Genomic DNA, 21,659 nt, shown 5'->3' with positions numbered 1-21,659 from the left:
AGACGAGCCGCTAGGCTGGCGCTTATGAAGAATCCATTGCGTCTGGCGGTCGTCCTTGCTGCTGTGCTCCTGCTCACTTCCTGTAGCTCGTCTGATGTTGCGGCTGAGGGGGATTCGAATACAACTTCGATACCGGTAGAAAAGGCTGTCACGGTCGAATCGTTGCCGTTCAATGCAAGCGGTTTGCTCGGTGGGACGGCGCAACCCAACTTCCCCGACGGCGAGGCCAGCGAGGTATCGGTGGTTCAGGTTGGCCCGCTCGACAGGGACAGTGGGAGCCTGATCTTTGCGTTCAGGAACAACACAAGCGACGGTATTTCGCACGTCGACTGGAGCGCAACGGCACGCACCGGCGGTTCTATCGTCGCGACGGGTAGTAGCCAAGGGACAATCCCCGACCAAGTACAGCCGGGTGAGGTCGGGTTGGCTTACATCTATTTCGATAACAGTGCCGCAGTTGCTGACGGCGCTGAGTTCGAATTCACGGTGAACTCCAGCCCCGTGGATACCAGCTCGTACAACACCGCACCTTTTAAGGTCACTGAAGTGAATCTGGTGGGAGATTCCATCGTGGGCGCTGCGACAAACGAGACCGGTGCCGAGGCCACCGGCCCTTACAGCGTCGGCATTTACTGCTTCGACGGTGACAACCTAATTTCGCAGTTCACCGACTTTGCTGAACAAGATGGGGACATCTCGGACGGCGGCTCGGTTACGTTCTCCGCTCCACTCTACGGCGCTGACTGTCCCTCGTTTGCCCTTGGCGTCGGTGGCTACTTCTCTTAGCCTCTGCTCGGCGAAGCAGGCCATGCCCGCGCTCTAGGCGTCGTCGACGTCGAGAAAACAAGAACCCCGAAGCCATGAGGCTCCGGGGTTCTTGGCATGTTTCGCGTGGAGGTCACTTCGAACAACGCAATCTGGAGTTGGCGAAGCATTATCGGCAGTCACCACCACAGCTGACACTTCCTTTCTGAACCGGCGCCGGCTTCATACCGACGCTGATCGAGGCGCATTTCAGGTCACTAAGTAGAGGAACAGCAAGCCTCTAGACTCCCTATCTGGGACTGAAAAGAACGCTTGAGCAGCACATTGCAGTGTTTGGGGAGAGCGGCAGTGGCAAGACCGTCCTGCTCTCCTCGTTCTACGGTGCCACGCAGGAGCCTCAGTTCCTGCAGAAGAGCCTCTTTCATGTCGTACCTAGCGATATTGGCTGGCGAGTAGCGCTTGATGGTCGCTTCGCTCAGTCGTCCTTCAGAATCTTCAAAGACGGCATCGTCGAATCCCCGCGTGATGGCCTGACGAAGAAGCAGCGTTTTGGCCACTTCACCGACGTGCTTGACTTGGGGCAGGTCGCGCTGGTGGGCAACAACGTCCAAGGCCAACGGTTCCGGGGGAACCGTGGCAGCGTCGGTGATTCTGGTCAGCACATGCAGATGCACTTTCGAGCGAGGAGCTACGAACTCTCCCGGGGACGACGTGATGAAAAGCGCCAACGATGCGTCCTCGGGTGCTGCGCTGAGTGCCTCACGGAGATAGTCCACAATTTGGGCATCCGGAAGGTGCCTGCCAAACATCGCGTCGCTGGCATCACGGAGCCGCTTGAGTTGCAGGTCCAGACCGCGTACTGATCGATCGTGGACCTGCATCGCCGTGAAGTGAGCAAAGCCCGCAAATGCTAGTGGGGCTAATTCCTCAGCCGTGGCAGTTGTACCGTTGAGGAGTGTCAGTGAACCTGTCATGACTGAAGGGTATGAGGTGACATTAGTGTCAGAGGCAAAGCCTGCTCCGCACGAAATGCTTCGCATTGGCGAGTTGTCGGCGCTCACCGGAGTCGGGCCGCGGCTTCTCCGGTACTACCAAAGTAGAGGTCTCTTGGCCGCCGACCGGTCTGCTTCGGGCCAGCGGCTTTTCGACCCGGCTGCGGTGGAAAGAGTGCGCGCCATCCGTTCTCTCCTGGGCGTTGGGCTGCCGACCCGCACGATTCTGGAACTCATCGACTGCGTCTCCGAGCCAGGACGCCTCGAGCCATGTGCGACGCCGGTCCTAGTGGAGCACCTGAAGGCCTATGACGCGCGTATCGCAGACCTCGTGAGCACTCGAGAAGGCCTCGAAGCCCTCATCAACTCGGGTCCAGATGCCCGCCATCCTGCCCGAGCCGAAGGCAAAGCGCCTTGCGAAGCCCTTCCAGGTCTGTTCGGATGATGTCGTCACGTCGCTGGGCAGTCCCGGCGACGCAGTAGAGCCCAGCGAGGAATGGGGTGATTCTGCGTCGTCTCAAAATGGGGCATACCGCGGACATGTCCTCGGGGCGCGCGACTTTTCGCTAGCGAGCGCGCCGCAAAGCTCATCATCCGGACAGGGACACGCCGGCGGCGATGACTTCCTCGATGGCATCACGGGATTGCTTGAGGGTGTCGATGGAGGCTTCAATGCGAATTTGTTCGCGTTTGAGGTCCTCAATGAGGTCGGTGCAGATTGGAGCCAGGCGTCCTGCTCGGTCTGTCAGGCAGGGCAACACCGTTCGGATCGTCGCTGTGCTGAGCCCGGCATTAAGCAAGTGGCGGATCCGGCGAACGAGTTCGATATCTTGATCCGTATAGTCGCGGTATCCCGATGGATTGCGCAGCGGGTTGAGGAGGCCCTGTTCTTCGTAGTAACGAAGCAGCCTGGCAGGCACTCCAGAGCGTCCAGCAACTTCAGAAATTCGCACGTGACCAGCGACTCCTATCGGCGAGCTTGCCTTCTCATTGATGTGAGAGTTGATGCTATCAGAGTGAACAATGAAAAATTCGTCCTTCGAAGTCCCCCACTTGACCGTGCTGCACGCCCGGCAGTCGTGCTGACCGGATTCGTGCTGTTGGTGTTTTGCACTGGCACGGCAGAGTATCTCGTCGCAGGCATGCTGCCTCTTTTTGCCGTCGACTTGTCGGTCGATATCGCCACCGCAGGCCAGACGGTCACCGCCTACGCACTCGGGGTAGCTATCGGCGGACCAATCATCACCGTGCTCACTGCTCGCCTGCCGCGAAAAGGACTGGCACTGGGTCTAGCCGTCGTATTCATCGCCGGTACCACGCTGACTGTAATCGCCCCCGCGTTCGGTTGGGTCATGATCGGACGCGTCGTTTCCGCCTGCAGCCAGGCAACACTGTTTGCAATCGGTCTGATCACCGCGACCAAAGCGATGGGGCCAGCGAAGTCCGGGCAGGCCGTCGCAATCGTGACCTCCGGATTGACCCTGGCCACTGTGCTGGGGGTGCCGTTAGGAGTGCTGCTAGGCGGAGGCACGAATTGGCGGCTTCCGTTTGTTGTGATCGCTGGCGTCGCACTCATTGGCTTGTTGCTGCTGGCGTGGGCGATGCCCCGCACCCCAGCGCCCACAACAGGCATCGTCGATGAGATCCGAGCGCTACTGCGGAAGCCGGTATTATTGGCCGTGTCGACCACCGTAGTCGGATTCGCAGGAGTAGGCATCGTGTTTACTTACCTCGTACCGCTCCTGACTGACGTGACAGGCATCGTCGCAGGCGCCATACCGGTACTGCTGATGGCCTATGGCATCGGCGGGGTCGTCGGCAACCTCGTAGCAGGACGCCTAGCTGATCGGGCACTCGGTCGCACTCTAACTGGAGTCTTCATTGCCCTCATCATTACCCTTTTCGTGTTCCCGCTGGCCGCTGAAATACCGACCGCTATGGTGGCCCTGGTCGTGATGCTGGGGTTGCTGTCGACCGCTACGATCGCACCCTTGCAATCCCTCGTTATGCGTCATGCCGCCGCCGCACCGTCATTAGCGCTTGCGGTGAACGTCGGAGCGTTCAATCTGGCCAACGCCATAGGTGCCGCACTCGGAGGGGTCGCAGTTGCAACCGGGATGATGCGTTGGGGCGGATTTGCTGGCGCCGGGTTCACCGTGCTTGGCCTCATCCTAAGTGCCGTGGCCGTCCGGATTCCCACTCAAACGGCGCGTGCCAAGAGCAGCATCCCCCAGGGAAGGGCGGCAGTCCGCTCATAATGGCAATAGTGACACCTGCAAGCGGTCCGTTCATGGTTCCCCTAAGGGACAATCCGTAAGCGCCTTCCGGTATTGATTTTCTACATTTCGGCCTATGTCGCGTTCTCTAGTTGGCGATGTAGATGTGTAGTCCACTCAGGTCATCGCGTTCAATGATGTCTAGCATTGCGGTTGCCATGTCTGCTTCTGTGATCACCCACCCGCGCGGTAGCGGTTGGCCAGCGAGTCGGCATTTACCCTTGCCAGGTGCGGTCCTGATTCGTTGTGCACCAATTGCCGTCCACCGCGCGTGGCTTTCCCAGAGCACGACGTCCATGCGGCGCATATCGTCGTATGTTGCGCCGAGGAATTTCTGCAGCAACGGAAGCGCAACCCAAAGCTTGAGCGGCCCCTGATGGGCCCAGTGTTCGGCGACTCCTGGCGATATGATTACGATTCGTTGAACCCCGTGCTTGCTTATCCCGTCGAGCAGGTTTCGTGTGCCTTCCGAGTACAACGTCGTGGGAGTCTTTGATGACCCGATTCCAACAGTGCTCAACACGGCATCCACTCCAGCCACAACCGACAAAACATCGTTCCAGTCAGGGTTCCTCTTGCGGGCGGAATCTTGTTGTGGCGGGACTACGTGTGGCATCCTCGGATCGAAGCGGCGGTCATGTGATCTACGGCAATGCCTCGGGGACGGCGCGTTGAACATCTCGATCCGGCAGAAGCTGGTCGAGTGGGGGCATCGCGGTCCCCGCCCGCGGATTTTGTACCACAGGCGTACTCCGGGCGCGTCCAAGATGGACGCTCGGGGATTGGCGCCGATGATCGTGTTTTTCATCAAGTTCTCCTGTTTCGAAGGGGATGCTTTGTTTAGTGAACGTTCACGCGAGCCGGGCGTTCAGGTGCACGGTAACGTCGTCGCCCACGCTCTTCGCGAGAAGCTTCCGGAACGCCGCTCGTAGCGGCATCATGTGTATGCCACCACCGACGGGTAGCATCGTGGCTTCGTATGGGTGTCCGTCGACGGTGCCACTAATTTTGACCGCTTTGCCGGTGCCGAAGAATTCGGCGGAGTCGGCTATCTGGACGCAGGGCCAGCCGCTGTTGGAATGGGCGATGACCGTGGCCGTGAACGTGACATCGAGTGTCTGGTCGGGGTGTTCGGGGGTTGTCATTACGATTCCTCGCTTGCTTCTGTCACAAAGCTGTGGGCTCCAGGCCCGGTGAGTTCATCAGCTCCGACGGGTCTGCCCGACACAGCGAGCAGGAGAGCGATGGCGGGGCCGTAAACCTTAGGGCCGGCTCCGTGCTCGAAAGGTGCGTCGGTGGCGATCAGGTGCCACCCCTGAGCCGGCTCCTTACCGCCGCCTATCTTGACGCTTGTCTTCACCTGGTAGGCGAGTGCCTCGGCGACATGCACTGGCGGGTAATTGCGACCGATCTTGAGGGGGCGACGTATGTCTTCACCATGCACGAAAGCCTCTACCAATCGAGTGGCCAAGGCCGCCGGGGGTGTGGTGGTGTGGGCGCATACTGCCCTGAACGCGCTCAATGTGTCTTCGGCAGCTGTCGCCTTCTCCCGCGTGATCCCGACGGCGTTGTCACGATCAAAGTCAAGACCAGCCGCCACCATGCGACGCAGGAAGCTTAGGCGGGTGGTCTTGGCTGAATCGAGGAGGTGAGCCAGAACGTCGTGGACATCCCAACCAGGACACAGTGACGGCGTGCACCACTTGTTCGTTTCGAGCGATTTGAGGTCGTCGACCAGTGACTGGCGCTCGTCATGGACAACAGACCAGATTTCAGAGCTGGATGGATTCGCCATGTCGCTATTGTTTTAGTAGTGTACACTCCTTTGCAAGTAGTAATATGGGAGCATGGCTGCGAGAAGGTCCTATGGTTCCTATAACGACGGATGTGCATCGGCGCATGCCCTTGACTTGATCGGGGAGAGATGGGCCTTCATCGTGGTGCGGGAGCTGCTGCTGGGGCCCAAACGCTTTCTCGACCTCCAACGCGACATCCCGGGTATCGGTCCGGCCGTGCTCACGCATCGGCTGCAGGACCTCGAAGAAACCGGCATTGTCATGCGGACCTCACTGCCGGCACCGGCGAGGGTGATGGTCTATGGCCTCTCAGAGTGGGGACGCGGTCTGGAAGCCGTCAATACCGCACTGTCAATATGGGCTGCCCAATCTCCTCGTCTGCCGTTCGAGGCTGACATGGGACCCGACACCCTCGTGCTGGCAATGCGGGCGCACGCACGCCGATTGCCCGAAGGTGGGCCAGAGAGCAGTGTTGCCCTGAAGCTGAGCGACTCGCGCGACTCCGAGCGGGAGCCCGTGGAGTACCTGGCCACGATGACAACCACAGGTTCTACGGTTACGAAGACTACCGTCGTCGGCGCCGTCGACGCGGTTGTGAACAGCACCACCAGGGCATGGAAAGCGGTCATCATTGGCGGAGCATCCCTTGAAAGTGAAGACGACATCGCGATCACGGGCCACCAACACGCGGTCCAAATGTTGGTGGATGCCACGAAGTTGTAGGACGGCAGCCAAGCTGCTACTGAAGTAGTACAAATCACTTTTCATAACAAGACGGGGGTCGCGGATGGACTGGATCAAGGACCGACAGTGGTCGGCGATCGGTCAAGAACGAGAACGACTGGCCGCTGACCTCGGCACCCTTACCGAGCGCGACTGCCGCACACAAGCCCAATGCGGATCTTGGACCGTGGAGGAGACTCTCGCCCACCTCACCGCCGCCGCCTCCATCGGCAGGTGGCGCTGGCTGCGCAGCATAATCGGGTCCAGATTCAACGCCGACTTGCACAATCGCCGCCGACTCGACGAACACCTCGGCGGCTCCCCGTCAACACTTCACAGCTGCAATCCCCAACCGCATTGAACCCTCCAACGCGACTTGGGCATGGCTCGGCGAGGTCATCGTGCACGGCGCTGACATTCGAAGACCACTCGGCATCACAACGACACCGCAGGTGGACACCGTGACATTCGTAGCCGAGAACTACGCAGCCAGAGACTTCGCCGTGGCGTCACACACGACCGCCAAGGGGATCGCCCTGAGTGCGACCAACTCCCCTTTTGCCACGGTGTTGGGCCAGAGGTGTCCGGTCCGGTCCGGTCCGGTCCTCGACCTCGTCATGGTGATGGCGGGACGCGCCGCACACCTGCACAACCTCACCGGGTCAGGCGTGGCCATCCTCACGGAGCGCCTCCGCAACCACTGACCAACCCTGGAGGCCCCACCAGTCCGACCCCGAAGGCTGGAAATCGACGCGAAAGTGTCGAGGTCATCTGAATCGCCGCGGAAGAAGCAGAAATCGCCCCACTGGGCGCCACCTTGTCGGGAAAGCCAGCGCGGTCGCGCAGGTGTCGCGTCGCGCAGTAGGTCCCACAGTGGTCACCAGCGTTCGTCCCGGTGAGGTCCCCCTGTGACACAACGTCGGCGCACTCGGCCGCCAGATGCTTTGGCCCCAGATCTGTCGCGTTCGACGTCCGGCTTGCGGGACGAGGGTGAGAGAGTGGGTTCTCCGTGACGAGTCCCAGCGGCCGCGGGATTCGATCAACCCGCGCGGGTTCCTCCGCGTCGCCCGGCGAGGTAGTCGGCCGGCATGCCGGGACCGATGCGGACGGCGACCTCCTCCGCCGGCACGATGCCGCACGTCTCACAAGTCGCGACCGCGTGCACCGCGCCGTCACCGCAGGCGGCGTGTCGGTACAGGATCGGTGGTTCGATGGGGGACGCCCAGGCGTTTCCCCACTCGGTGAGGGCGATGAGCGCGACCGCGAGTGCGCGCCCCTTTGTCGTGAGGATGTAGTCGGCAGAACCTTCGCGCTCCATGATGCCGCTCGCGACGAACGAATCCAGCCGCGAGGTGAGCACGTTGGTCGCGATCCCGAGGTTGTGCTGGAAGTCGCCGAAGCGCGTCACCCGAGCGAACAAGGCGTCGCGGATGATGAGCAGACTCCACCGCTCGCCGACGAGCTCGAGTGATCGCGCGATCGAGCACACCTGCGTGTCATAAGCCTTCCCCAACATGGCTCGACTCTACCACTTGCATGATGCAAGTTTCTGGGGTTACACTCACTTGCATCAAGCAAGTTCAGGAGACCTCTCCGCCGAGGGAGGCACGCAAAGGAGCAGAGAAATGAACGCGAACTTCACGACGACGATCACCGTGGATGCCACGCCGCAAAAGGCGTTCGACGCGATCAACGACGTCCCCGGGTGGTGGGGGCGGATCACCGGCTCGACCACCGCCGTCGGCGACGAGTTCGTCTACGTCGTCCCCGGGCTGCACTACAGCGGATTCCGGGTCACCGATATCGAACCGGCAAGACGCATCGCATGGCTCGTCACGGGCAGCTACCTCGACTTCACCGTCGACAAGCAGGAGTGGAACGGCACGACCGTCCGGTTCGACATCGAGGAGGCCGACGGCGGAACGCGGGTCACCTTCACTCACGAGGGCCTCGAGCCCGAGGACGAGTGCTACGACGTGTGCTCGAACGCGTGGGGCATGTTCGTGAACGGTAGTCTCAAGGCGTTCATCGAAACCGGGGAAGGCAAGCCGTACTCATTTGATGGCGACGAGGCGCTCACCGCCGCCGATCACGCAGAGCTGCACCATCAGGTGGCCGAGGCAGCCAGGCTCGCGAACAACGCAAACTGACGCGAATCTGAGGCCCGGCAGTAGCAATCACTGCCGGGCCTCAGCAACGTCAGTCCGCGGGGGCCGCATCGTGCTGGCCCAGGGCATCGGCCCGGTTCCGATATATTCCGCACCATGAACACCCTCAGGACGGAGATCCACGTTTGATCTGCGGTGGAAAGAGGCGTGCGAGTTCGCGTTGACGGAGACCGCGTTCCGCCCGACAAATCGGCTCATGCGGGCCTGCCCTCAATACTGAGCGCAATGCGAATCTCACGGGCCTCGACGCAACTCGAATGCGTAGTGCCCCGACGGGGATACGACGGCAGACGAGCCCGCACATGGGTGAGGCTCACCCCGCAGGGACCCAGTGCGCTACGGATCGAGGTCGATATGTTGCGCGATATCGTAGACCGCGTGCAACCGTCACAGCAGTGATCGAAGAGGCGTTCTCCGCCGTTTTGGCCGGAGCGCTGCGCTCGTGTCGCAGATGTTGGCATGGGCTCGCGGCAGCCGTTCGCGCTGGGGTTCGTGCCCGGCATCCGTCCCGCTGAGGGTTCGGCAGATTCAAGCGGTTATTGCAACAGGAGTTCGCCAGTCGCTTCGATCGGTTTCTGGAATTGTAGGCGTTTGCGTGGGCGGTCGTTGAGTTCCGCGGCGACCCGGTCAAGGTCTTCGGCGCTGTGAATGGTGAGGTCGGTGCCCTTGGGGAAGTATTGACGTAACAGGCCGTTGGTTTTCTCGTTGCTGCCTCGCTGCCAGGGGGCGTGCGGGTCGCAGAAGTAGATCTCAATGTCCACGTCGATAGCGACCGTTTTCCAGTTCCGCATCTCGGGTCCCTGATCCCACGTCAGCGACCGCCGCAGCATGGCGGGCAGAGTTTGGATCTTCGACGCCAGCGCTGGGGCGACCTGATCGGGCTTATAACCGTCGGGTAGATGGAGGAGCATCGTGATCCCGGTGGTGCGTTCCACCAGAGTCCCGATCGCGGACAGGTTCCCTTTGTCGATGAGCAAATCGCCCTCCCAATGCCCGGGAATGGCACGGTCCTCAGCTTCTGGCGGGTGTTCGGCAATGTTGCTCATTCCGGGGATCCGGTTCTCGCGTTGGCCGACCTTGCGTGACGGGCGCCGCAAGGTCCGGCCGGTGTGTAACGACGCCGTCAGTTCCCGTTTCAGCGCGCCGCGAGACTCCACATAGAGGGATTGGTAGATCGTTTCGGGTGACACCCGCACCTCCTCCCTATCTGGGAACTCGCGTTTCAACCGTCCCGAGATCTGCTCGGGTGAGTACCTCTTCTTCAAGTCCCTCTCCACGATCCCACGCAGGTGCGAATTTACAAGAAGTTTCGACGGCTTCGGCCTCGCGGCCCGCTCAAAAGCCAAGGCATGCGCACTGGTCGCCCGATACCCCGTGACGGCAACAGTGTTGCTAGTGCATTGGTGGTGGTCCTCATTGTCGTCGGCCTCGGCTACGTAGCCAGTAGCCAGGCGGACTCCGACGGGGACGGGTTGGCAGATCACGTTGAGGCGTCCGGCTGGCGCACGGTCGTTGGCAACACGTTTACCACTGATCCTCATGCGGCCGATACGGACGGCGACGGGCTCACCGATGGGGACGAGGCGGGTCGGGTGGTCTCTGACCCCGGCGCGAGCACGCTGTATGCGGGCAATTCCAACCCCACTAAGGGCGACTCAGACGACGACGATCTCGATGACAGGGCCGAGACGAGCGGCTGGCTGAGCGCGAGGGGCGCGGTCTACCGAACCGATCCGATGGATCCCGACACTGACGACGACAAACTCACCGACGGGGAGGAAGCCGGCCAGGCGGTCACTGTCCCTGACGCGGGCGTCGAGTTCGTGGTTTTCTCGAGCCCGCTGATGTCCGATACTGACGGGGATGACCTGTCCGATGCGGCTGAAGCCGATCTCTCCCTCGATGCGTTCGATCGCGACAGCGATGGCGATGGGGTCGAGGACGGCCGCGAGGTCGAGTATCTCGGCACGGCTCCGGATGTTGCTGACACTGACGGTGACGGCTTCGACGACGGGTACGAAGTTAAGAATCAGGAGAGCCAGGGCCTCGACCCATTATGGGCCGATGTAAGGGTCGAGCCATCGACCTACGCGTGGGAGTTCGCCCAGGGTGCGTTCGTTGGCGAGATCATTCCGGGTGACTCTCTCGCCTGGTTGGCCGGCAATCTTGCCTCCGGAAGCTCCAGCTTCATTCCCGGAGTCGGCTGGGTGATCGGCGGGGCTGCCGACCTCCGCGATGCCATCGGGTCGGGCATCCATGCTGACTGGGTCGGCGCAGGCTTCAGCGTCGTCGGCATGGCACCGGCCGTTGGCGACGCGGCCGCTATCCCCGCCAAAACCGCGAAGTTCGTCCTGCGTCACCCCGAGCTTGCCCCCGCTGTGGGTGCTGCCATCGTGGCGCTCAAGTGGGTTCCGGACGACATCAAAGTGACGACCATTGCGCAGATCACGCCGAACTGGGCGTACCTCCGGGCCGCCGGCTCCAGCGAAAAGTCGCTTCTCCGACTTCAGAAGGGGAGGGTCGGCCTCGATAGTCTCGCTGAGGCGATGAAACGCCCCGGTCACGTCAATGTCAACAGTGGCCGAGCTGGGTTCTTCGCCACGGGTCAGGAAGGAGAAGCATTCCTGGCCGGGCTCTATCGAGCGAAGGATGGCAGCAAATACACACAAATCGCACGTTCCACGAAAGACTGCATCGAGGTCTGCAATGACTTCCACCGGCGATTCGATGTTTTCGTTGACAACGTGGCTCACGAATCGAAAGTGGGTCGTGTTAATCTGAGCCCGTCAATTGAGCGGCAGATAAGGTCGGATGCTTACCTCGTGGATCAGGGCGACATTGAGGGGGCTCATTGGCACTTCTTTGCCAGTGCCGTCTCGAAGACTATGGGACCGAGCAAGCCGGTGCTCGACCTCCTGGACGAGCTAGAAATCCCGTACACGATCCATATCCCCGCATAGGAGCCGCTCGATGCCCGCCTACACCGACTTCGTCGCGATGACCAGTGCCGACGCGGCCGAGTACCTCGCCGGCTTTCTCGGCGATCAGCAAATGTCACTCGACCGGTTCGCATCGACCATCGACCGCGAACTGACGTTCTCACCTGGCTCGCTCGAGCCGGTGTGGGATGCAGTAGAGCCGAAGCTTGCTTGGCGAGCAGGATACGAACCGGCAGCCCTGGGCCAACCCGGACCTCAAATCGATGCGGATCAGCTCGAGCCTCCCGAAGATCTGCCCTCGTGGTTCCACCACCCCAGCTCTGCGGGATACGCCCGCTTCTCCGCAGACACCCTCTGGCTGATTGACGGTGCCGCTCGCTACCTCGGAGAGGTGCTCATTCAGACGGTCGGGGGCCGATGGGTATCGGGCGGGGAGCGAGTCAAGGGCTACATGTACCTGAACCAGCCCGTCATCACCGGGATCAGACCCGAGCCGGTAAGTCCGATGCAAACATGCTCCGTGCTTGCTGCCAGATCATTGCGGCAGCGCGTGGAGCGAGGACCACAGACCTTGGCCGACGTCTACAACGCCTGGCGCGCATAGCGCGCGACCGAAATCACACTCGGCGACGCCCACGGCCGCCGCAAGCCGGTCGGGCATCTCATAGTCGTGGCAAATGCGACCTCGGCACCGCACGACGCGGCGTTATAGGTGCTGTAGGTCAGGCGTAGCTGGGATGGCAAACGGCATCTCCGCGATGCGCGCTCCAACAACCCAGCGGATGCCGCCCGGCTGGAGGTGAACCTGGGGCACGCCTTCGACCGGTTTTGGCGATCCGACCAAGCACAATCCCGGCCTGGGCACGGCCAAGGTCTCAGCCCGGCGCAGACTCGTCACAATCGAGTGTCGAACCCACCTCCTCAACCGATACGGACAACGTTCAGGACGAGGTCGAAGACGGCACCGTCGACGGCGAAACTGCGGACGACTCCGGCACCGAGTCGACCGCGGAAACCGGTACAGAGTCCGACACCGAAGACACGACTGACGACATCAACGGCGTCGCTGTCGAAGACGGCACACAGGACTAACTGGTTCAAGCGTGGGTGGGCGGGTACGGGTGTGCTCGTCCACCCACCCCTACGCCGACGCCTACGCCGCCGGAAGTTCTATCGCGTCCAAAAGATTGTGACCTGAGGACCACATACGGCCGCTGGCCGGCCTGCACGAATTGTGAGGTCCGTGAACTGACAACAGGTCGACATTCATGACGACCGTGCCGTGACGTTTCCCCCGCTGGCGGCTGCACGTCAACCCAGCTGGACGCCCCAGAATTCGGCACCGTCGGTGGAAACGCCACCGGCTCAAGCAGTGGGGCTCAGTGGGCACCTGTGATGACTGAACGGTGATGGACATCTCAAGGTGCGTCTCCCGCACCTGCTGGACCGGCGGCAGCCGCTCGAGAGAACTCGTCAAGCAGGTCCGCGAAAACGGCCACTGTATGCGCGTCCCAACGCGGTGCCGCCCGGCGGAGGAAGTCGATCCGGAACTGCTTGGCAGTCGCGTTGAGTTCTTCACCAGTCGGCGTGAGATCAAGATTCACACTCCGTGGATCGTCTCGCCCGGGTAAACGCTCAACGAAGCCGGCATTCTCTGTGGCAGCCACGAGCCGGCTTGCCGTGGAGGGCTTCACCGAGAGGTTCCCGGCGATATCTGAGATTCGGGTCCGCTCGCCATGAGCACGACGACGAACAATGGCGTCAACGACGAGAACGGCTGAGAGATCGGCCACCCCGTTCACTTGCTTCGGCCCCTGCAGTAGCCGACGCATCCTGATCAGGGACGCGTCGATCTTGTCCCACTCGTCACCACGCAACATAGTTGTACTCTACACATGTAGGATCGTGAGCACGCTTATGACACAGATAGGGGATCCGGATGAGAACTGACCTGATTCTGGTGACCGGCGCGACTGGCAACGTTGGCCGCGTCGTGGTGGAACGGCTGCTTGCGGCCGGGTGCAGAGTGCGAGCCGCCGGGCGCACTGCCGAGTCAGTCACCCAGATTTTCGGCGATCGTGTGGATGCCGTCACACTTGACTTCACTGACCACACCACGTGGACAGCTGCGTTTGAGGGCATTCAGCGGATGTTCCTGCTGCGACCCCCGCAACTGGGCAAACCAAAGAAACAAATGCTTCCCGCTCTCGAATTTGCCAAAAAGTCCGGTGTGAAACAGATCGTGTTTCTCTCGCTTCAGGGGGCAGAAAAAAACAAGGTGGTGCCGCACGCTGCCATCGAAGCGTGGCTGCGCACCTCGGGTGTCACCTGGACGTTCGTGCGTGCCTCGTTCTTCCACCAAAACCTGTCTACCACCCACCTCACTGATGTTCGCGATCGCGATGAGATCGTCGTTCCTGCTGGGCGCGGTGCGACGGCCTTCGTTGACGCCGAAGACGTCGGCGCCATCGCTGCAGACGCGTTACTCAACCCGTTGACCCACGCCAACACCGCTACGACGGTGACAGGGAACGAAGCACTCACCTACGAGCAGATCGCTCTGATTCTGAGCGCAGAACTCGGCCGCACCATCCGCTATGCCCGGCCCGGTATCGCCCGATACATTTGGCACGCACGCCACACTCTGGGGATGCCGTGGGGGATGGTCCTCGTCACTGCCGCCATTTATACCACGGCTCGTCTTGGCCTCGCTGCCAACCTCTCCGATGAGGTTCGCCCGGTTCTCGGCCGTGACCCCATAGGTTTCGCTGAGTTTGCACATAGAGAACGCCAAGTCTGGAATCCTGCTTCCACGCCGACCGAGAGGCACACCGCATGAACATCGCAGTCCTTGGAGCCACCGGCCGGACCGGCCGCCTCGTCCTTCGAGAGGCGACGGAACGCGGCCACCAGGTCATCGCTCTTGCTCGCAACGGCGCGTCCCTTATTGAAGACGGTGTCATTGTGCATGAAGGCGATGTTCGTGATTTGGATGCCGTCACAAGAGTTGTCGAAGGAGCGGGCGCCGTGATTTCTGCCGTTGGTGCTCGAGGCCGCGATTCGAACCTCCACACCCTGCTCGCTCAACACACCGCTACCGCGATGAGGACTTCGGGCGTGACACGCTTCGTCGGGATAAGCGTTGGCGGCCTCGACGTGCCGGGCGATCAAAAGGGCCTACGAGATCGTGTTATCGGAGCCCTCGCCCGCACCCTCGCGGGAAAAGCGTCAGAGGACCGGAAACGGGAATACGAAATCTGGCGAGACAGTGAATTACGATGGACACTCGTTCGGGTTCCTCGCTTGACTGACGGTGAGACCAATACGGCACCCGTCATCAGCGTTGAAACCCCGCCGCGCGGCATTACTTTGCACCGCGCAGCACTGGCAGGACTCCTGGTGGATTGCGCGACCAGTGCGAAATTCATAGACCAGGCACCGTTCGCGGCGAACAACTAACAACCTTCCCTGCACGACCTGCCTCCTGGAGCGCTGCACGTCGACGAGGTAGTGCCACATTCAGGCCCGAACTAACGGCGTCGCCCTTGAAGACGGCACACAGGACTAAACGGATTAGGCGAGGGTGGGCGCGGAGCGGGGCCCCCGTCCGCCTACGCCCACCCCGGGTGACAGTCCCATCGCATCCCGAAAACTCACTTCCAGAGGACCGGAAACTGCGTCTGGCCGGGCTGCACGAATTGCAGGGTTCGTGAACGTGACTATAGATCGACATTCGTGACCGCGGGCCCGTGACGCCCTTCTCCTTCCGCTGGAAGCGGGTGGTCGACCCAGTTGAACGCTCTAGACGGCACCATCGGTGGAGATGGCCACATGCCAAAGCCGTGCGGCTTGATGGGCACCTACGATGGACGGACGTAAAGCCCCGTGTCAAGACATTGACACACCAATCAGAACTCAGCACCTGATCGGGCATTCTGTTCGCCTGCGAACCGGTCAAAATCGCCAGATTTGGCTTGGGTAATGGATTCGAGTCTCAGCACTGATTGTGAAATCGTCATCTGATCAAGATTTATCCTTTAGCAGCGGCGGTGCGGCGAGATTTGATGCGGTCAACGTTTATTCAACGCCTATTCCGAAAAGCTGCTTATTGTGGACGCTTACGCGAAAGGCGCTCGATCCATTTCGAGTGGCCGCGAGTGACCTCGATCGTCTTCGCGTGAGGGGACCTGCGCCAGTGTCTCGCCCCGGGTTTAATGGAGGTTTTTGATCACCCGGAAAGGTTGAGAATTATGCCAACAGGGAAGAGATATCCGCCGGAGTTGAAGGAGCGGGCGCTGCGTTTGTTGATGTCCGCTCGTAAGGAGGGCGGCGGCGATGGCGCGTTTGCTCGAGGGGCGTCAGCTCGTATTGGGCAGCAATTCGGGGTCCCTGCGGACACGCTGCGGAGGTGGGTCTTGCATGCCGAGATCGATGCCGGCGTTCGCCCGGGGACCACGACGGATGACGCCGCCCGGCTGCTCGAGCTGGAGCGAGAGAACCGTGAGTTGCGGAGGGCGAATGCCATTCTGCGCAGTGCGTCGGCTTTCTTCGCGGCGGAGCTCGACCGCCCCTCCAACAGATGACCACGTTCATCGACCAGAACAAGCACGACTACGGGGTCGAGCCGATCTGCAAGGAACTGTAGATCGCCCCGTCGACGTACTACGCGGCCATCAGCCGGCCGCCGTCACTACGATCGAAATGGATGAGGTGACCGTGGTGAAGATCAGAGACGTGCACCAGACGAACTACGGCGTCTACGGGGTGCGGAAGGTCCACGCTCAGCTCAAACGCGATGACCACCCGGTCGCCCGCTGCACGGTTGAACGGCTCTTGCGCCGCGAGGGCTTGCGCGGCATTACCCGGTCGAGGACTCCGCGGACCACGATTCCAGGGCCGCTCAGCGACCGCCCCGACGACCTGGTGCGGCGGGCGTTCACCGCGCCAGCACCAAATTGCCTTTGGGTGGCGGACATCACCTACATCCGCACGTTCTCCGGCTGGGTCTACGCGGCGTTCGTCACCGACGAGTTTTCTCGTCGGGTCGTCGGCTGGCAGCTGTCCAGCATACCCACGCGCCTCGCGCTCGACGTGCTGGAGATGGGGATCTGGACCCGGGAGAGTGAAGGACGCGACCTCTCCCAACTCGTCCACCACTCAGACCGCGGGGTGCAGTATCGAGCCGTGCGTTACACCGAACGCCTCGCCCAAGCCGAAGCCGTCGCATCCGTCGGTTCCACGGGCGATAGCTACGGGTGGGTCAACGCCCGCCTCAACAGCTCGTGCTCGATCGGCGTGGCTTAAGGGCCCGCTTCGGTCAGCCAGCTCGTATGGCCAGAGACGTTTGTCAATGGCGGCGATATTCGGTAGGGCTGACGCCGTGGTGGCGTTTGAAGGCGGTGCTGAGGGTGAAGGGGCTACCGTAGCCCACCAGTTGAGCGATGTCTGCGGTTGTCCGACGCGGGTCTGAAAGCAGCTCGCCGGCCAGTAGCATCCGCCAGCTGGTGAGGTATGCCATCGGAGGTTCGCCTACTGACGTGCGAAAACGGTGCGCGAGCGTTGCTCGCGAGACGGATAAGTGTTGGGCGAGCGATTCGATGGTCCAGGGCGCGCCGGGTGATTCATGCAGGAGCCTCAGGGCATCGGACACGAGAGGATCACGGCCCGCCGCGAGCCACCCGGAGGCAGATTCAGGGTGTTCGCGCGCCCAGCCGCGCAGCGCGTGCACAAGCAAGACGTCGAGGAGGCGGTCGACTGCGCCGCCCTGTCCGGGCGCGTCAACGGAGATTTCATCACGGAGGAGGCGCAGCAGCGCCTCGTCGACGTGTCCCGCGGGGACGACCGCGACTACAGGCAGTGCCGCAGCGACTACCGTGCCGATCTGAGCGTCAGATTCGTACGTACCAATCAGCATGGTCGTAGCGCCTGTGGGCGAGTTTCCCCAGGTGCGCACACCCTGCGCCATGCTGATGCTGACGTGATTGCCGTCCCGGGTCGTGCAGATTTGACCGGGGTGAATGACGACAAGCCCTTCGCGCTCGGGGTCGTCTGCAAGACGATACGGTTCCGGTCCGCGCACGATGGCAATATCCCCGGGTTTCAGGCTGACCCGCGCCCGCTCCGTGACCAGAGATGCTTCGCCGGACAGAATCGCGATGAGAGTCAGTGGCGCGCGATCCTGAACATCGATCGACCACGGTGGGTCCATGACGACGCGCAACGCAAACGCCCGCTGCGCGTGCGGGCCGCTGAGGAGATGAGTGAGTGCGTCCACATCCCCACACTAGACGATCACGAATGTAATCGACTCGATCAGCTATTCAACATCTGTTCAATGATGTGTTGGCTGAGGATATGACGAATTCACCAGTTCTTGTTCTCGGCGGTACCGGCCGCACCGGCCGTCGCATTACCGAGCGGCTTCGAATTCGCGGCGTGCTCACACGGGTGGCCTCCAGGCGATTCGTGCATCCGTTTGATTGGGCTCAGCCCTCGACCTGGGACGCCGCGCTGAGCGGCACCTACGCGGCATATGTCTGCTACTCCCCGGACCTCGCCTTCCCTGGTGTCTCGGACCTCATCGCGCAGTTCGCAGACCGAGCACGCGCTCACAAGGTGCGCCGGTTGGTCCTCCTGTCGGGCCGCGGCGAACAGGGCGCACGCGCCAGCGAGCGTGCGATCCAACAGTCCGGCACCGATTGGACGATCGTGCGGTCGTCGTGGTTCGCCCAGAATTTCAGCGAACATTTCCTACTCGGGCCGGTACAACGAGGCCGCCTGGTACTTCCAGCCGGCGCCGTGCGGGAACCGTTCGTCGATCTTGATGACCTGGCCGATCTGGCGACCGCCGCGCTGACCGAAAAGGGACACGCCGGTCGCGTCTACGAGATCACCGGACCGCGACTCCTGTCAATGACCGACGTCGCGGCCGAACTGTCCCATGCGACCGGGCGACAAATTTGCTATCAGCCGAGCACCCCGGCGGAGTTCGTAGCGGATGTCGCGGCGGACGGCATTCCCGCTTCGGAAGCAGAGCCGCTCGCCGACTTGGTCCAGGACGTGGCCGATGGTCGCAATGCTTCGCTGACCGAGGACCTGGAAATGGCACTCGGCCGGCCTTTGACCGACTTCGCGCTCTATGCGCGGCGCGTTGCCGCAACGGGCCTGTGGCACGAAAGATCCGTGGCTCACTCGTGACGGAACTGTTCGGCACCGTCGTGACGGTCGCAGCGGCGGTCGGGGCTGGCGTCACGGGAGGGGTCTATTTCACGTTCGCCACAATCGTGTCTCCGGCCCTGCGCCTTCGTTCGGCCCCTGAGGCCGTGGCCGTGATGCAACGAGTCAACGAAAAAGCCCTTCGTCCTCCTTTCATGATTGTCTTCTTCGGGGGCGCCCTGGCCGCGTGCGCGGCAGCCGTCATTGCTATGTTCCCGGGCGATAGCGCCGGAATAGTTCCCGTTCGCCTCATCGGCGCAGGCCTAACAGTGGCGTCCTTCGTCACGACAATCCTCTCTAATGTGCCGCGGAACAACGCGCTGGCCCGGATCAGGCCATCCGAGTGGGACGCCGCTGACGCGTGGCGATCTTTCGACGCAGGTTGGAGTCGTGCGAACACGACTCGAGCCGTGCTGGCGATCACCGGCTCGGCGTTTCTCGCCTCGTCACTGGCCATACGCCTTTAGCTAGAGTGCGAACTCTCACGATGCATCGTCTGAAGACGGGCCTGCGCGCTCTCGCGTTTGATCGAATGTCGTTCGTTTATCGCATACGGATCGTCTGATGAGCACTCTGTCTCGTCCAGGGTTCGGCTCACGGGCGGTGGGGACAATTAGCCGTCTTACCAGTTGGTCTACTGCCGTTAGCCGGATGGCCCATAACCGTGTGCCTCGCGCTTGGCTTTCGCCGCCGCGAATTCCACTGCATGACCGCCTCGACGTACCTTCGCTGAGGGTCATGAGCATCTTATTTGTCGACGCTCTTTGAGAATATTCCGTTGGCGCTCTTCGAAAAGTAGGCCACCGTTGTGTGTCTATTCTGTGGTGTTCTCTGGTCTGGCGGAAGGCAGCGTGGTGATGCCGCTGTCTTTGAGTCCGTAGCTGGCGCCCTTGAGGGTGATGACGTCGGCGTGGTGCACGACTCGGTTCTCACACCGACAGGGGCAACGCAGGCGCGCGAGCGCAGCAGGGAGGCACGCGAAGCGGATGCCGCGGCATCCGTTTAGGGGGGCCTGCGGTTCTGCACATGGTTTGCCCAGTGGCGGTGCCTAGAGTCGAAGCAGGTCGCGATGCGCGGCCCCGGACGACGGATCAGTACCCGGAACGCGACAAGACTGGCCAAGGAGTATCAGTCATGTCGTGGATCATTTTGATTGCGTCCGGAGTGCTCGAAGCTGTCTGGGCGACCGCGCTCGGCAAATCCGAGGGCTTCACCAAATTGTGGCCGACCGTGATTTTCGGCGGGGCACTCGCGCTCAGCATGGCCGGCCTGGCCTGGGCGATGCGGGAGATTCCGATTGGAACGGCCTACGCCGTCTGGGTGGGGATCGGCGCCGCGCTGACTGTGACCTGGGCGATGATCAGCGGTGACGCGAGCGTATCCTGGGTGAGGATTGCCCTGCTGGTGGGCCTGATCGGCTGCATTGTGGGGCTCAAACTCGTCGACGGCGCGCAGTGAGAGGTCAGGCCAAGGTCTGACCCTCCAACAGGTCGGCCAGGCCGCCCAGGGCGCTGATCGTGTGGTCCGGTGCTGCGAAGTAGCTCGGGTAGACGCCGCCGCTGCGGTTCAGCCATGCGGTGCTGAGGCCGGCCTGTGCTGCCCCGTGAAGGTCCCAGGGGTGCACCGCCACGAGGAGCAGGTCACCCGGTGCAACTCCGCAGGCCGCCGCGGCGTAATCGTAAGCCGCTCGAACCGGCTTCCACGCCGGGGCGTCTTCGACGGTGAGGACGGCCTCGAATTCGCCGCGCAGCCGGGAGCGCGTCAGCAGCGACTCGGCCACCTGGGCAGGTCCGTTGGAAAGGGTCACGAGACGCAACCCTGCGCTCTTTAACCGGGATACTCCTTCGGCTATGTCGGGGTGCAGGCTCAGCGTGTCGAAGCCGTTCAAGATGTGCGCCACGGCATCGTCGACCCGGCGTGTCAGGGGAACGCCCCTGAGGGTTTCACGCAGAATTTCAGCTCCGATCGCGGAGAAATTTGCGGTTCCGCCGGCGGCAGCGAGGGCGAATCCGTCTCGGAGGAGGGCGGCGAACCAGATCTGGGCCAAGTGGGCCGGGGCGCCGATCTCGGCGAACCGAGCGCTCAGCGGGGACATGTCGGAGAGTGTCTCGTTGACGTCGAACACGATCACTGATGGTGCGCTCTTCATCGTGCGCTGTCCGCCGGGGTGGAGGTTGCGGCATCCGTTCGTGCGAGACCGGCGATGAAGCGGCGTATCTCGTCGACGTGCTGAGCGGTGAGGCCGATGGTCATATCCGGCTGCACCAGGAGAGTGGGCCGAACCTGCGCGATGGCCCAGTCGCGCGCGTCCTGGCGCAGGATGTCGTCGATCCAGATCACCGCATCGGGCACCGGATCTTGTCGCGCCAGCCAGCGACTGACCCAATGCAACTTGGCGGTCGGTGCGGGAGCCGACGGGTCGAAGTGCAGGTTATGTGGAAAGGCAATGCCCTCGGTCGCCGAGGACAGTTCGAGGTACTTCGTCAGGTGAAATGTGTGTGTGGGAGACCACGTGGTCGCCCACACAATGGATCCAAGGGCTCCGAGCTGTCGCACGAGGTGCGCGCGCGGCGGATCGAGTACCAGGCGCTGGGCGATGACCCGAGGGTTCAGCACCCCATCAACGTCAAGGAGGATCAGGATGTTGCGTGCGGTCATCAGTCGATCATAGGCGTCGCGGGCCAGGAGCTGGCCGCTGGCATGGCGGTGACCCTCACTACGGTCGACGCATCCGCGCTATGAAACGTTTTCAATATGGACGGCGTTCTTGGCACACTAGCGGATG

Annotated in this window: 27 protein-coding genes, 1 pseudogene, 1 riboswitch and 1 other annotated feature; of the genes and pseudogenes, 16 read left to right on the top strand and 12 right to left on the bottom strand. The window is 62.0% G+C overall.

What is annotated here, in order from left to right; all coding sequences use genetic code 11:
* The first annotated feature begins 24 nt into the window (after nucleotides 1-24).
* Nucleotides 25-786, top strand: a complete 762-nt coding sequence (locus BMW72_RS05665) for a hypothetical protein (RefSeq protein ID WP_134360208.1) — start codon at nucleotides 25-27, stop codon at nucleotides 784-786.
* Between the two features lie 236 nt (nucleotides 787-1,022).
* On the opposite strand, the gene BMW72_RS05660 is transcribed toward BMW72_RS05665, so the two are convergent.
* On the bottom strand, nucleotides 1,023-1,739 hold the full coding sequence (locus BMW72_RS05660; RefSeq protein ID WP_241984075.1) for an aminotransferase class IV: 717 nt from the start codon (nucleotides 1,737-1,739) through the stop codon (nucleotides 1,023-1,025).
* Between BMW72_RS05660 and BMW72_RS19665 the strand changes: the two genes are divergently transcribed.
* On the top strand, nucleotides 1,738-2,202 hold the full coding sequence (locus BMW72_RS19665; RefSeq protein ID WP_425266243.1) for a MerR family transcriptional regulator: 465 nt from the start codon (nucleotides 1,738-1,740) through the stop codon (nucleotides 2,200-2,202). The two genes, BMW72_RS05660 and BMW72_RS19665, sit on opposite strands and share 2 nt — an antisense overlap.
* A 145-nt stretch (nucleotides 2,203-2,347) precedes the next feature.
* Here BMW72_RS19665 and BMW72_RS05650 read toward each other — a convergent pair whose 3' ends face one another.
* A complete protein-coding gene (locus BMW72_RS05650) occupies nucleotides 2,348-2,710 on the bottom strand; it encodes a MerR family transcriptional regulator (RefSeq protein ID WP_092108123.1) in 363 nt (120 codons plus the stop codon).
* On the opposite strand from BMW72_RS05650, the gene BMW72_RS05645 reads away from it, so the two are divergent.
* Nucleotides 2,711-4,015 (top strand): MFS transporter, encoded by a 1,305-nt coding sequence (locus BMW72_RS05645; protein ID WP_198410934.1) that lies wholly within the window; start codon nucleotides 2,711-2,713, stop codon nucleotides 4,013-4,015.
* Nucleotides 4,016-4,121: 106 nt separating this feature from the next.
* Here the strand turns inward: BMW72_RS05645 and BMW72_RS05640 are convergent, their stop codons facing one another.
* The 3 genes from BMW72_RS05640 to BMW72_RS05630 form a co-directional block, all read right to left on the bottom strand.
* Nucleotides 4,122-4,649 (bottom strand): NAD(P)-dependent oxidoreductase, encoded by a 528-nt coding sequence (locus BMW72_RS05640; RefSeq protein WP_241984076.1) that lies wholly within the window; start codon nucleotides 4,647-4,649, stop codon nucleotides 4,122-4,124.
* A 235-nt stretch (nucleotides 4,650-4,884) separates the two neighbouring features.
* Nucleotides 4,885-5,178, bottom strand: a complete 294-nt coding sequence (locus BMW72_RS05635) for a DUF1905 domain-containing protein (protein WP_092108121.1) — start codon at nucleotides 5,176-5,178, stop codon at nucleotides 4,885-4,887.
* Nucleotides 5,178-5,828, bottom strand: coding sequence for a maleylpyruvate isomerase family mycothiol-dependent enzyme (locus BMW72_RS05630; RefSeq protein WP_092108119.1), 651 nt, complete (start codon nucleotides 5,826-5,828; stop codon nucleotides 5,178-5,180). Before BMW72_RS05630 ends, BMW72_RS05635 begins: the two co-directional genes overlap by 1 nt.
* 52 nt (nucleotides 5,829-5,880) lie before the next feature.
* On the opposite strand from BMW72_RS05630, the gene BMW72_RS05625 reads away from it, so the two are divergent.
* From BMW72_RS05625 to BMW72_RS19210, 3 genes are all read left to right on the top strand, one after another.
* Nucleotides 5,881-6,552 carry a winged helix-turn-helix transcriptional regulator gene (locus tag BMW72_RS05625; RefSeq protein WP_092108117.1) on the top strand — a complete coding sequence of 224 codons (672 nt, stop codon included), beginning with the start codon at nucleotides 5,881-5,883 and terminating at the stop codon, nucleotides 6,550-6,552.
* A gap of 64 nt (nucleotides 6,553-6,616) precedes the next feature.
* The gene (locus BMW72_RS19660) at nucleotides 6,617-6,913 is read left to right on the top strand and encodes a maleylpyruvate isomerase N-terminal domain-containing protein (protein WP_241984077.1); all 297 of its coding nucleotides are present in this window, start codon (nucleotides 6,617-6,619) and stop codon (nucleotides 6,911-6,913) included.
* Nucleotides 6,914-7,013: 100 nt separating this feature from the next.
* Nucleotides 7,014-7,256, top strand: a complete 243-nt coding sequence (locus tag BMW72_RS19210; protein ID WP_241984078.1) for a hypothetical protein — start codon at nucleotides 7,014-7,016, stop codon at nucleotides 7,254-7,256.
* Nucleotides 7,257-7,591: 335 nt separating this feature from the next.
* Here BMW72_RS19210 and BMW72_RS05615 read toward each other — a convergent pair whose 3' ends face one another.
* Nucleotides 7,592-8,068: a winged helix-turn-helix transcriptional regulator gene (locus BMW72_RS05615; RefSeq protein WP_092108115.1), complete on the bottom strand. Its 477-nt coding sequence runs from the start codon at nucleotides 8,066-8,068 to the stop codon at nucleotides 7,592-7,594.
* A gap of 109 nt (nucleotides 8,069-8,177) precedes the next feature.
* Between BMW72_RS05615 and BMW72_RS05610 the strand changes: the two genes are divergently transcribed.
* Nucleotides 8,178-8,702, top strand: coding sequence for an SRPBCC family protein (locus BMW72_RS05610; RefSeq protein WP_092108113.1), 525 nt, complete (start codon nucleotides 8,178-8,180; stop codon nucleotides 8,700-8,702).
* A gap of 554 nt (nucleotides 8,703-9,256) precedes the next feature.
* Here BMW72_RS05610 and BMW72_RS05605 read toward each other — a convergent pair.
* Nucleotides 9,257-10,105: pseudogene (locus BMW72_RS05605) on the bottom strand (IS30 family transposase); the annotation flags it as partial.
* Here BMW72_RS05605 and BMW72_RS05600 point away from each other — a divergent pair.
* Both BMW72_RS05600 and BMW72_RS05595 read left to right on the top strand, forming a co-directional pair.
* Nucleotides 10,070-11,680, top strand: coding sequence for a hypothetical protein (locus BMW72_RS05600; protein ID WP_166787825.1), 1,611 nt, complete (start codon nucleotides 10,070-10,072; stop codon nucleotides 11,678-11,680). The pseudogene BMW72_RS05605 and the gene BMW72_RS05600 sit on opposite strands and share 36 nt — an antisense overlap.
* 10 nt (nucleotides 11,681-11,690) lie before the next feature.
* Nucleotides 11,691-12,263, top strand: coding sequence for a hypothetical protein (locus tag BMW72_RS05595; protein ID WP_092108107.1), 573 nt, complete (start codon nucleotides 11,691-11,693; stop codon nucleotides 12,261-12,263).
* Nucleotides 12,264-12,580: 317 nt separating this feature from the next.
* Here the strand turns inward: BMW72_RS05595 and BMW72_RS18350 are convergent, their stop codons facing one another.
* Nucleotides 12,581-12,760: a hypothetical protein gene (locus BMW72_RS18350; RefSeq protein ID WP_134450469.1), complete on the bottom strand. Its 180-nt coding sequence runs from the start codon at nucleotides 12,758-12,760 to the stop codon at nucleotides 12,581-12,583.
* A 317-nt stretch (nucleotides 12,761-13,077) separates the two neighbouring features.
* On the bottom strand, nucleotides 13,078-13,539 hold the full coding sequence (locus BMW72_RS05585) for a MarR family winged helix-turn-helix transcriptional regulator (RefSeq protein ID WP_092108103.1): 462 nt from the start codon (nucleotides 13,537-13,539) through the stop codon (nucleotides 13,078-13,080).
* A gap of 59 nt (nucleotides 13,540-13,598) precedes the next feature.
* Between BMW72_RS05585 and BMW72_RS05580 the strand changes: the two genes are divergently transcribed.
* The 4 genes from BMW72_RS05580 to BMW72_RS05570 all read left to right on the top strand — a co-directional run bounded on the left by BMW72_RS05580 (nucleotide 13,599) and on the right by BMW72_RS05570 (nucleotide 16,963).
* Entirely contained in the window at nucleotides 13,599-14,498 is a 900-nt protein-coding gene (locus BMW72_RS05580) for an NmrA family NAD(P)-binding protein (protein ID WP_092108100.1), read from the top strand.
* The gene (locus BMW72_RS05575; RefSeq protein WP_092108098.1) at nucleotides 14,495-15,118 is read left to right on the top strand and encodes an NAD(P)-dependent oxidoreductase; all 624 of its coding nucleotides are present in this window, start codon (nucleotides 14,495-14,497) and stop codon (nucleotides 15,116-15,118) included. The genes BMW72_RS05580 and BMW72_RS05575 overlap by 4 nt, the downstream gene beginning before the upstream one ends.
* A 755-nt stretch (nucleotides 15,119-15,873) precedes the next feature.
* Nucleotides 15,874-16,242, top strand: a complete 369-nt coding sequence (locus BMW72_RS19490; RefSeq protein ID WP_134360221.1) for a transposase — start codon at nucleotides 15,874-15,876, stop codon at nucleotides 16,240-16,242.
* Nucleotides 16,200-16,313: a sequence feature (AL1L pseudoknot), on the top strand. It overlaps the preceding gene by 43 nt.
* A gap of 47 nt (nucleotides 16,314-16,360) precedes the next feature.
* Nucleotides 16,361-16,963: an IS3 family transposase gene (locus BMW72_RS05570; RefSeq protein ID WP_166787827.1), complete on the top strand. Its 603-nt coding sequence runs from the start codon at nucleotides 16,361-16,363 to the stop codon at nucleotides 16,961-16,963.
* A 43-nt stretch (nucleotides 16,964-17,006) separates the two neighbouring features.
* Here the strand turns inward: BMW72_RS05570 and BMW72_RS05565 are convergent, their stop codons facing one another.
* Nucleotides 17,007-17,933 (bottom strand): AraC family transcriptional regulator, encoded by a 927-nt coding sequence (locus tag BMW72_RS05565; RefSeq protein WP_092108094.1) that lies wholly within the window; start codon nucleotides 17,931-17,933, stop codon nucleotides 17,007-17,009.
* 80 nt (nucleotides 17,934-18,013) lie between these two features.
* On the opposite strand from BMW72_RS05565, the gene BMW72_RS05560 reads away from it, so the two are divergent.
* The 3 genes from BMW72_RS05560 (at nucleotide 18,014) to BMW72_RS05550 (ending at nucleotide 20,332) form a co-directional block, all read left to right on the top strand.
* Entirely contained in the window at nucleotides 18,014-18,856 is an 843-nt protein-coding gene (locus BMW72_RS05560; RefSeq protein WP_092108092.1) for an NAD(P)H-binding protein, read from the top strand.
* Nucleotides 18,853-19,341, top strand: a complete 489-nt coding sequence (locus BMW72_RS05555) for an anthrone oxygenase family protein (RefSeq protein ID WP_166787828.1) — start codon at nucleotides 18,853-18,855, stop codon at nucleotides 19,339-19,341. The genes BMW72_RS05560 and BMW72_RS05555 overlap by 4 nt, the downstream gene beginning before the upstream one ends.
* A 592-nt stretch (nucleotides 19,342-19,933) precedes the next feature.
* Nucleotides 19,934-19,997, top strand: a riboswitch (guanidine-III (ykkC-III) riboswitch).
* 11 nt (nucleotides 19,998-20,008) lie between these two features.
* A complete protein-coding gene (locus tag BMW72_RS05550; protein WP_092108087.1) occupies nucleotides 20,009-20,332 on the top strand; it encodes a DMT family transporter in 324 nt (107 codons plus the stop codon).
* A gap of 4 nt (nucleotides 20,333-20,336) precedes the next feature.
* On the opposite strand, the gene BMW72_RS05545 is transcribed toward BMW72_RS05550, so the two are convergent.
* Nucleotides 20,337-21,023, bottom strand: coding sequence for a haloacid dehalogenase type II (locus BMW72_RS05545; RefSeq protein ID WP_092108085.1), 687 nt, complete (start codon nucleotides 21,021-21,023; stop codon nucleotides 20,337-20,339).
* Nucleotides 21,020-21,532: an HAD domain-containing protein gene (locus BMW72_RS05540; RefSeq protein ID WP_134360224.1), complete on the bottom strand. Its 513-nt coding sequence runs from the start codon at nucleotides 21,530-21,532 to the stop codon at nucleotides 21,020-21,022. Before BMW72_RS05540 ends, BMW72_RS05545 begins: the two co-directional genes overlap by 4 nt.
* Between the last annotated feature and the right edge of the window lie 127 nt (nucleotides 21,533-21,659).

The organism is Cryobacterium luteum, assembly GCF_900110125.1.
In the GTDB taxonomy this organism is placed as follows: domain Bacteria; phylum Actinomycetota; class Actinomycetes; order Actinomycetales; family Microbacteriaceae; genus Cryobacterium; species Cryobacterium luteum.
The sequence above is the reverse complement of the archived record's forward strand: the minus strand, read 5'-3'. Positions and strand labels throughout refer to the sequence as shown.

Coding starts and splice junctions, on each gene's coding strand:
- BMW72_RS19665 (WP_425266243.1), top strand. CDS start 1,738: ATGACTGAAGGGTATGAGGTGACATTAGTGTCAGAGGCAAAGCCTGCT.
- BMW72_RS05625 (WP_092108117.1), top strand. CDS start 5,881: ATGGCTGCGAGAAGGTCCTATGGTTCCTATAACGACGGATGTGCATCG.
- BMW72_RS05540 (WP_134360224.1), bottom strand. CDS start 21,532: ATGACCGCACGCAACATCCTGATCCTCCTTGACGTTGATGGGGTGCTG.
- BMW72_RS05585 (WP_092108103.1), bottom strand. CDS start 13,539: ATGTTGCGTGGTGACGAGTGGGACAAGATCGACGCGTCCCTGATCAGG.
- BMW72_RS05615 (WP_092108115.1), bottom strand. CDS start 8,068: ATGTTGGGGAAGGCTTATGACACGCAGGTGTGCTCGATCGCGCGATCA.
- BMW72_RS05665 (WP_134360208.1), top strand. CDS start 25: ATGAAGAATCCATTGCGTCTGGCGGTCGTCCTTGCTGCTGTGCTCCTG.
- BMW72_RS05635 (WP_092108121.1), bottom strand. CDS start 5,178: ATGACAACCCCCGAACACCCCGACCAGACACTCGATGTCACGTTCACG.
- BMW72_RS05610 (WP_092108113.1), top strand. CDS start 8,178: ATGAACGCGAACTTCACGACGACGATCACCGTGGATGCCACGCCGCAA.
- BMW72_RS05640 (WP_241984076.1), bottom strand. CDS start 4,649: ATGCCACACGTAGTCCCGCCACAACAAGATTCCGCCCGCAAGAGGAAC.
- BMW72_RS05545 (WP_092108085.1), bottom strand. CDS start 21,023: ATGAAGAGCGCACCATCAGTGATCGTGTTCGACGTCAACGAGACACTC.
- BMW72_RS05575 (WP_092108098.1), top strand. CDS start 14,495: ATGAACATCGCAGTCCTTGGAGCCACCGGCCGGACCGGCCGCCTCGTC.
- BMW72_RS05600 (WP_166787825.1), top strand. CDS start 10,070: ATGCGCACTGGTCGCCCGATACCCCGTGACGGCAACAGTGTTGCTAGT.
- BMW72_RS05660 (WP_241984075.1), bottom strand. CDS start 1,739: ATGACAGGTTCACTGACACTCCTCAACGGTACAACTGCCACGGCTGAG.
- BMW72_RS05560 (WP_092108092.1), top strand. CDS start 18,014: ATGACGAATTCACCAGTTCTTGTTCTCGGCGGTACCGGCCGCACCGGC.
- BMW72_RS19490 (WP_134360221.1), top strand. CDS start 15,874: ATGGAGGTTTTTGATCACCCGGAAAGGTTGAGAATTATGCCAACAGGG.
- BMW72_RS05595 (WP_092108107.1), top strand. CDS start 11,691: ATGCCCGCCTACACCGACTTCGTCGCGATGACCAGTGCCGACGCGGCC.
- BMW72_RS19660 (WP_241984077.1), top strand. CDS start 6,617: ATGGACTGGATCAAGGACCGACAGTGGTCGGCGATCGGTCAAGAACGA.
- BMW72_RS05630 (WP_092108119.1), bottom strand. CDS start 5,828: ATGGCGAATCCATCCAGCTCTGAAATCTGGTCTGTTGTCCATGACGAG.
- BMW72_RS05570 (WP_166787827.1), top strand. CDS start 16,361: ATGGATGAGGTGACCGTGGTGAAGATCAGAGACGTGCACCAGACGAAC.
- BMW72_RS05580 (WP_092108100.1), top strand. CDS start 13,599: ATGAGAACTGACCTGATTCTGGTGACCGGCGCGACTGGCAACGTTGGC.
- BMW72_RS05550 (WP_092108087.1), top strand. CDS start 20,009: ATGTCGTGGATCATTTTGATTGCGTCCGGAGTGCTCGAAGCTGTCTGG.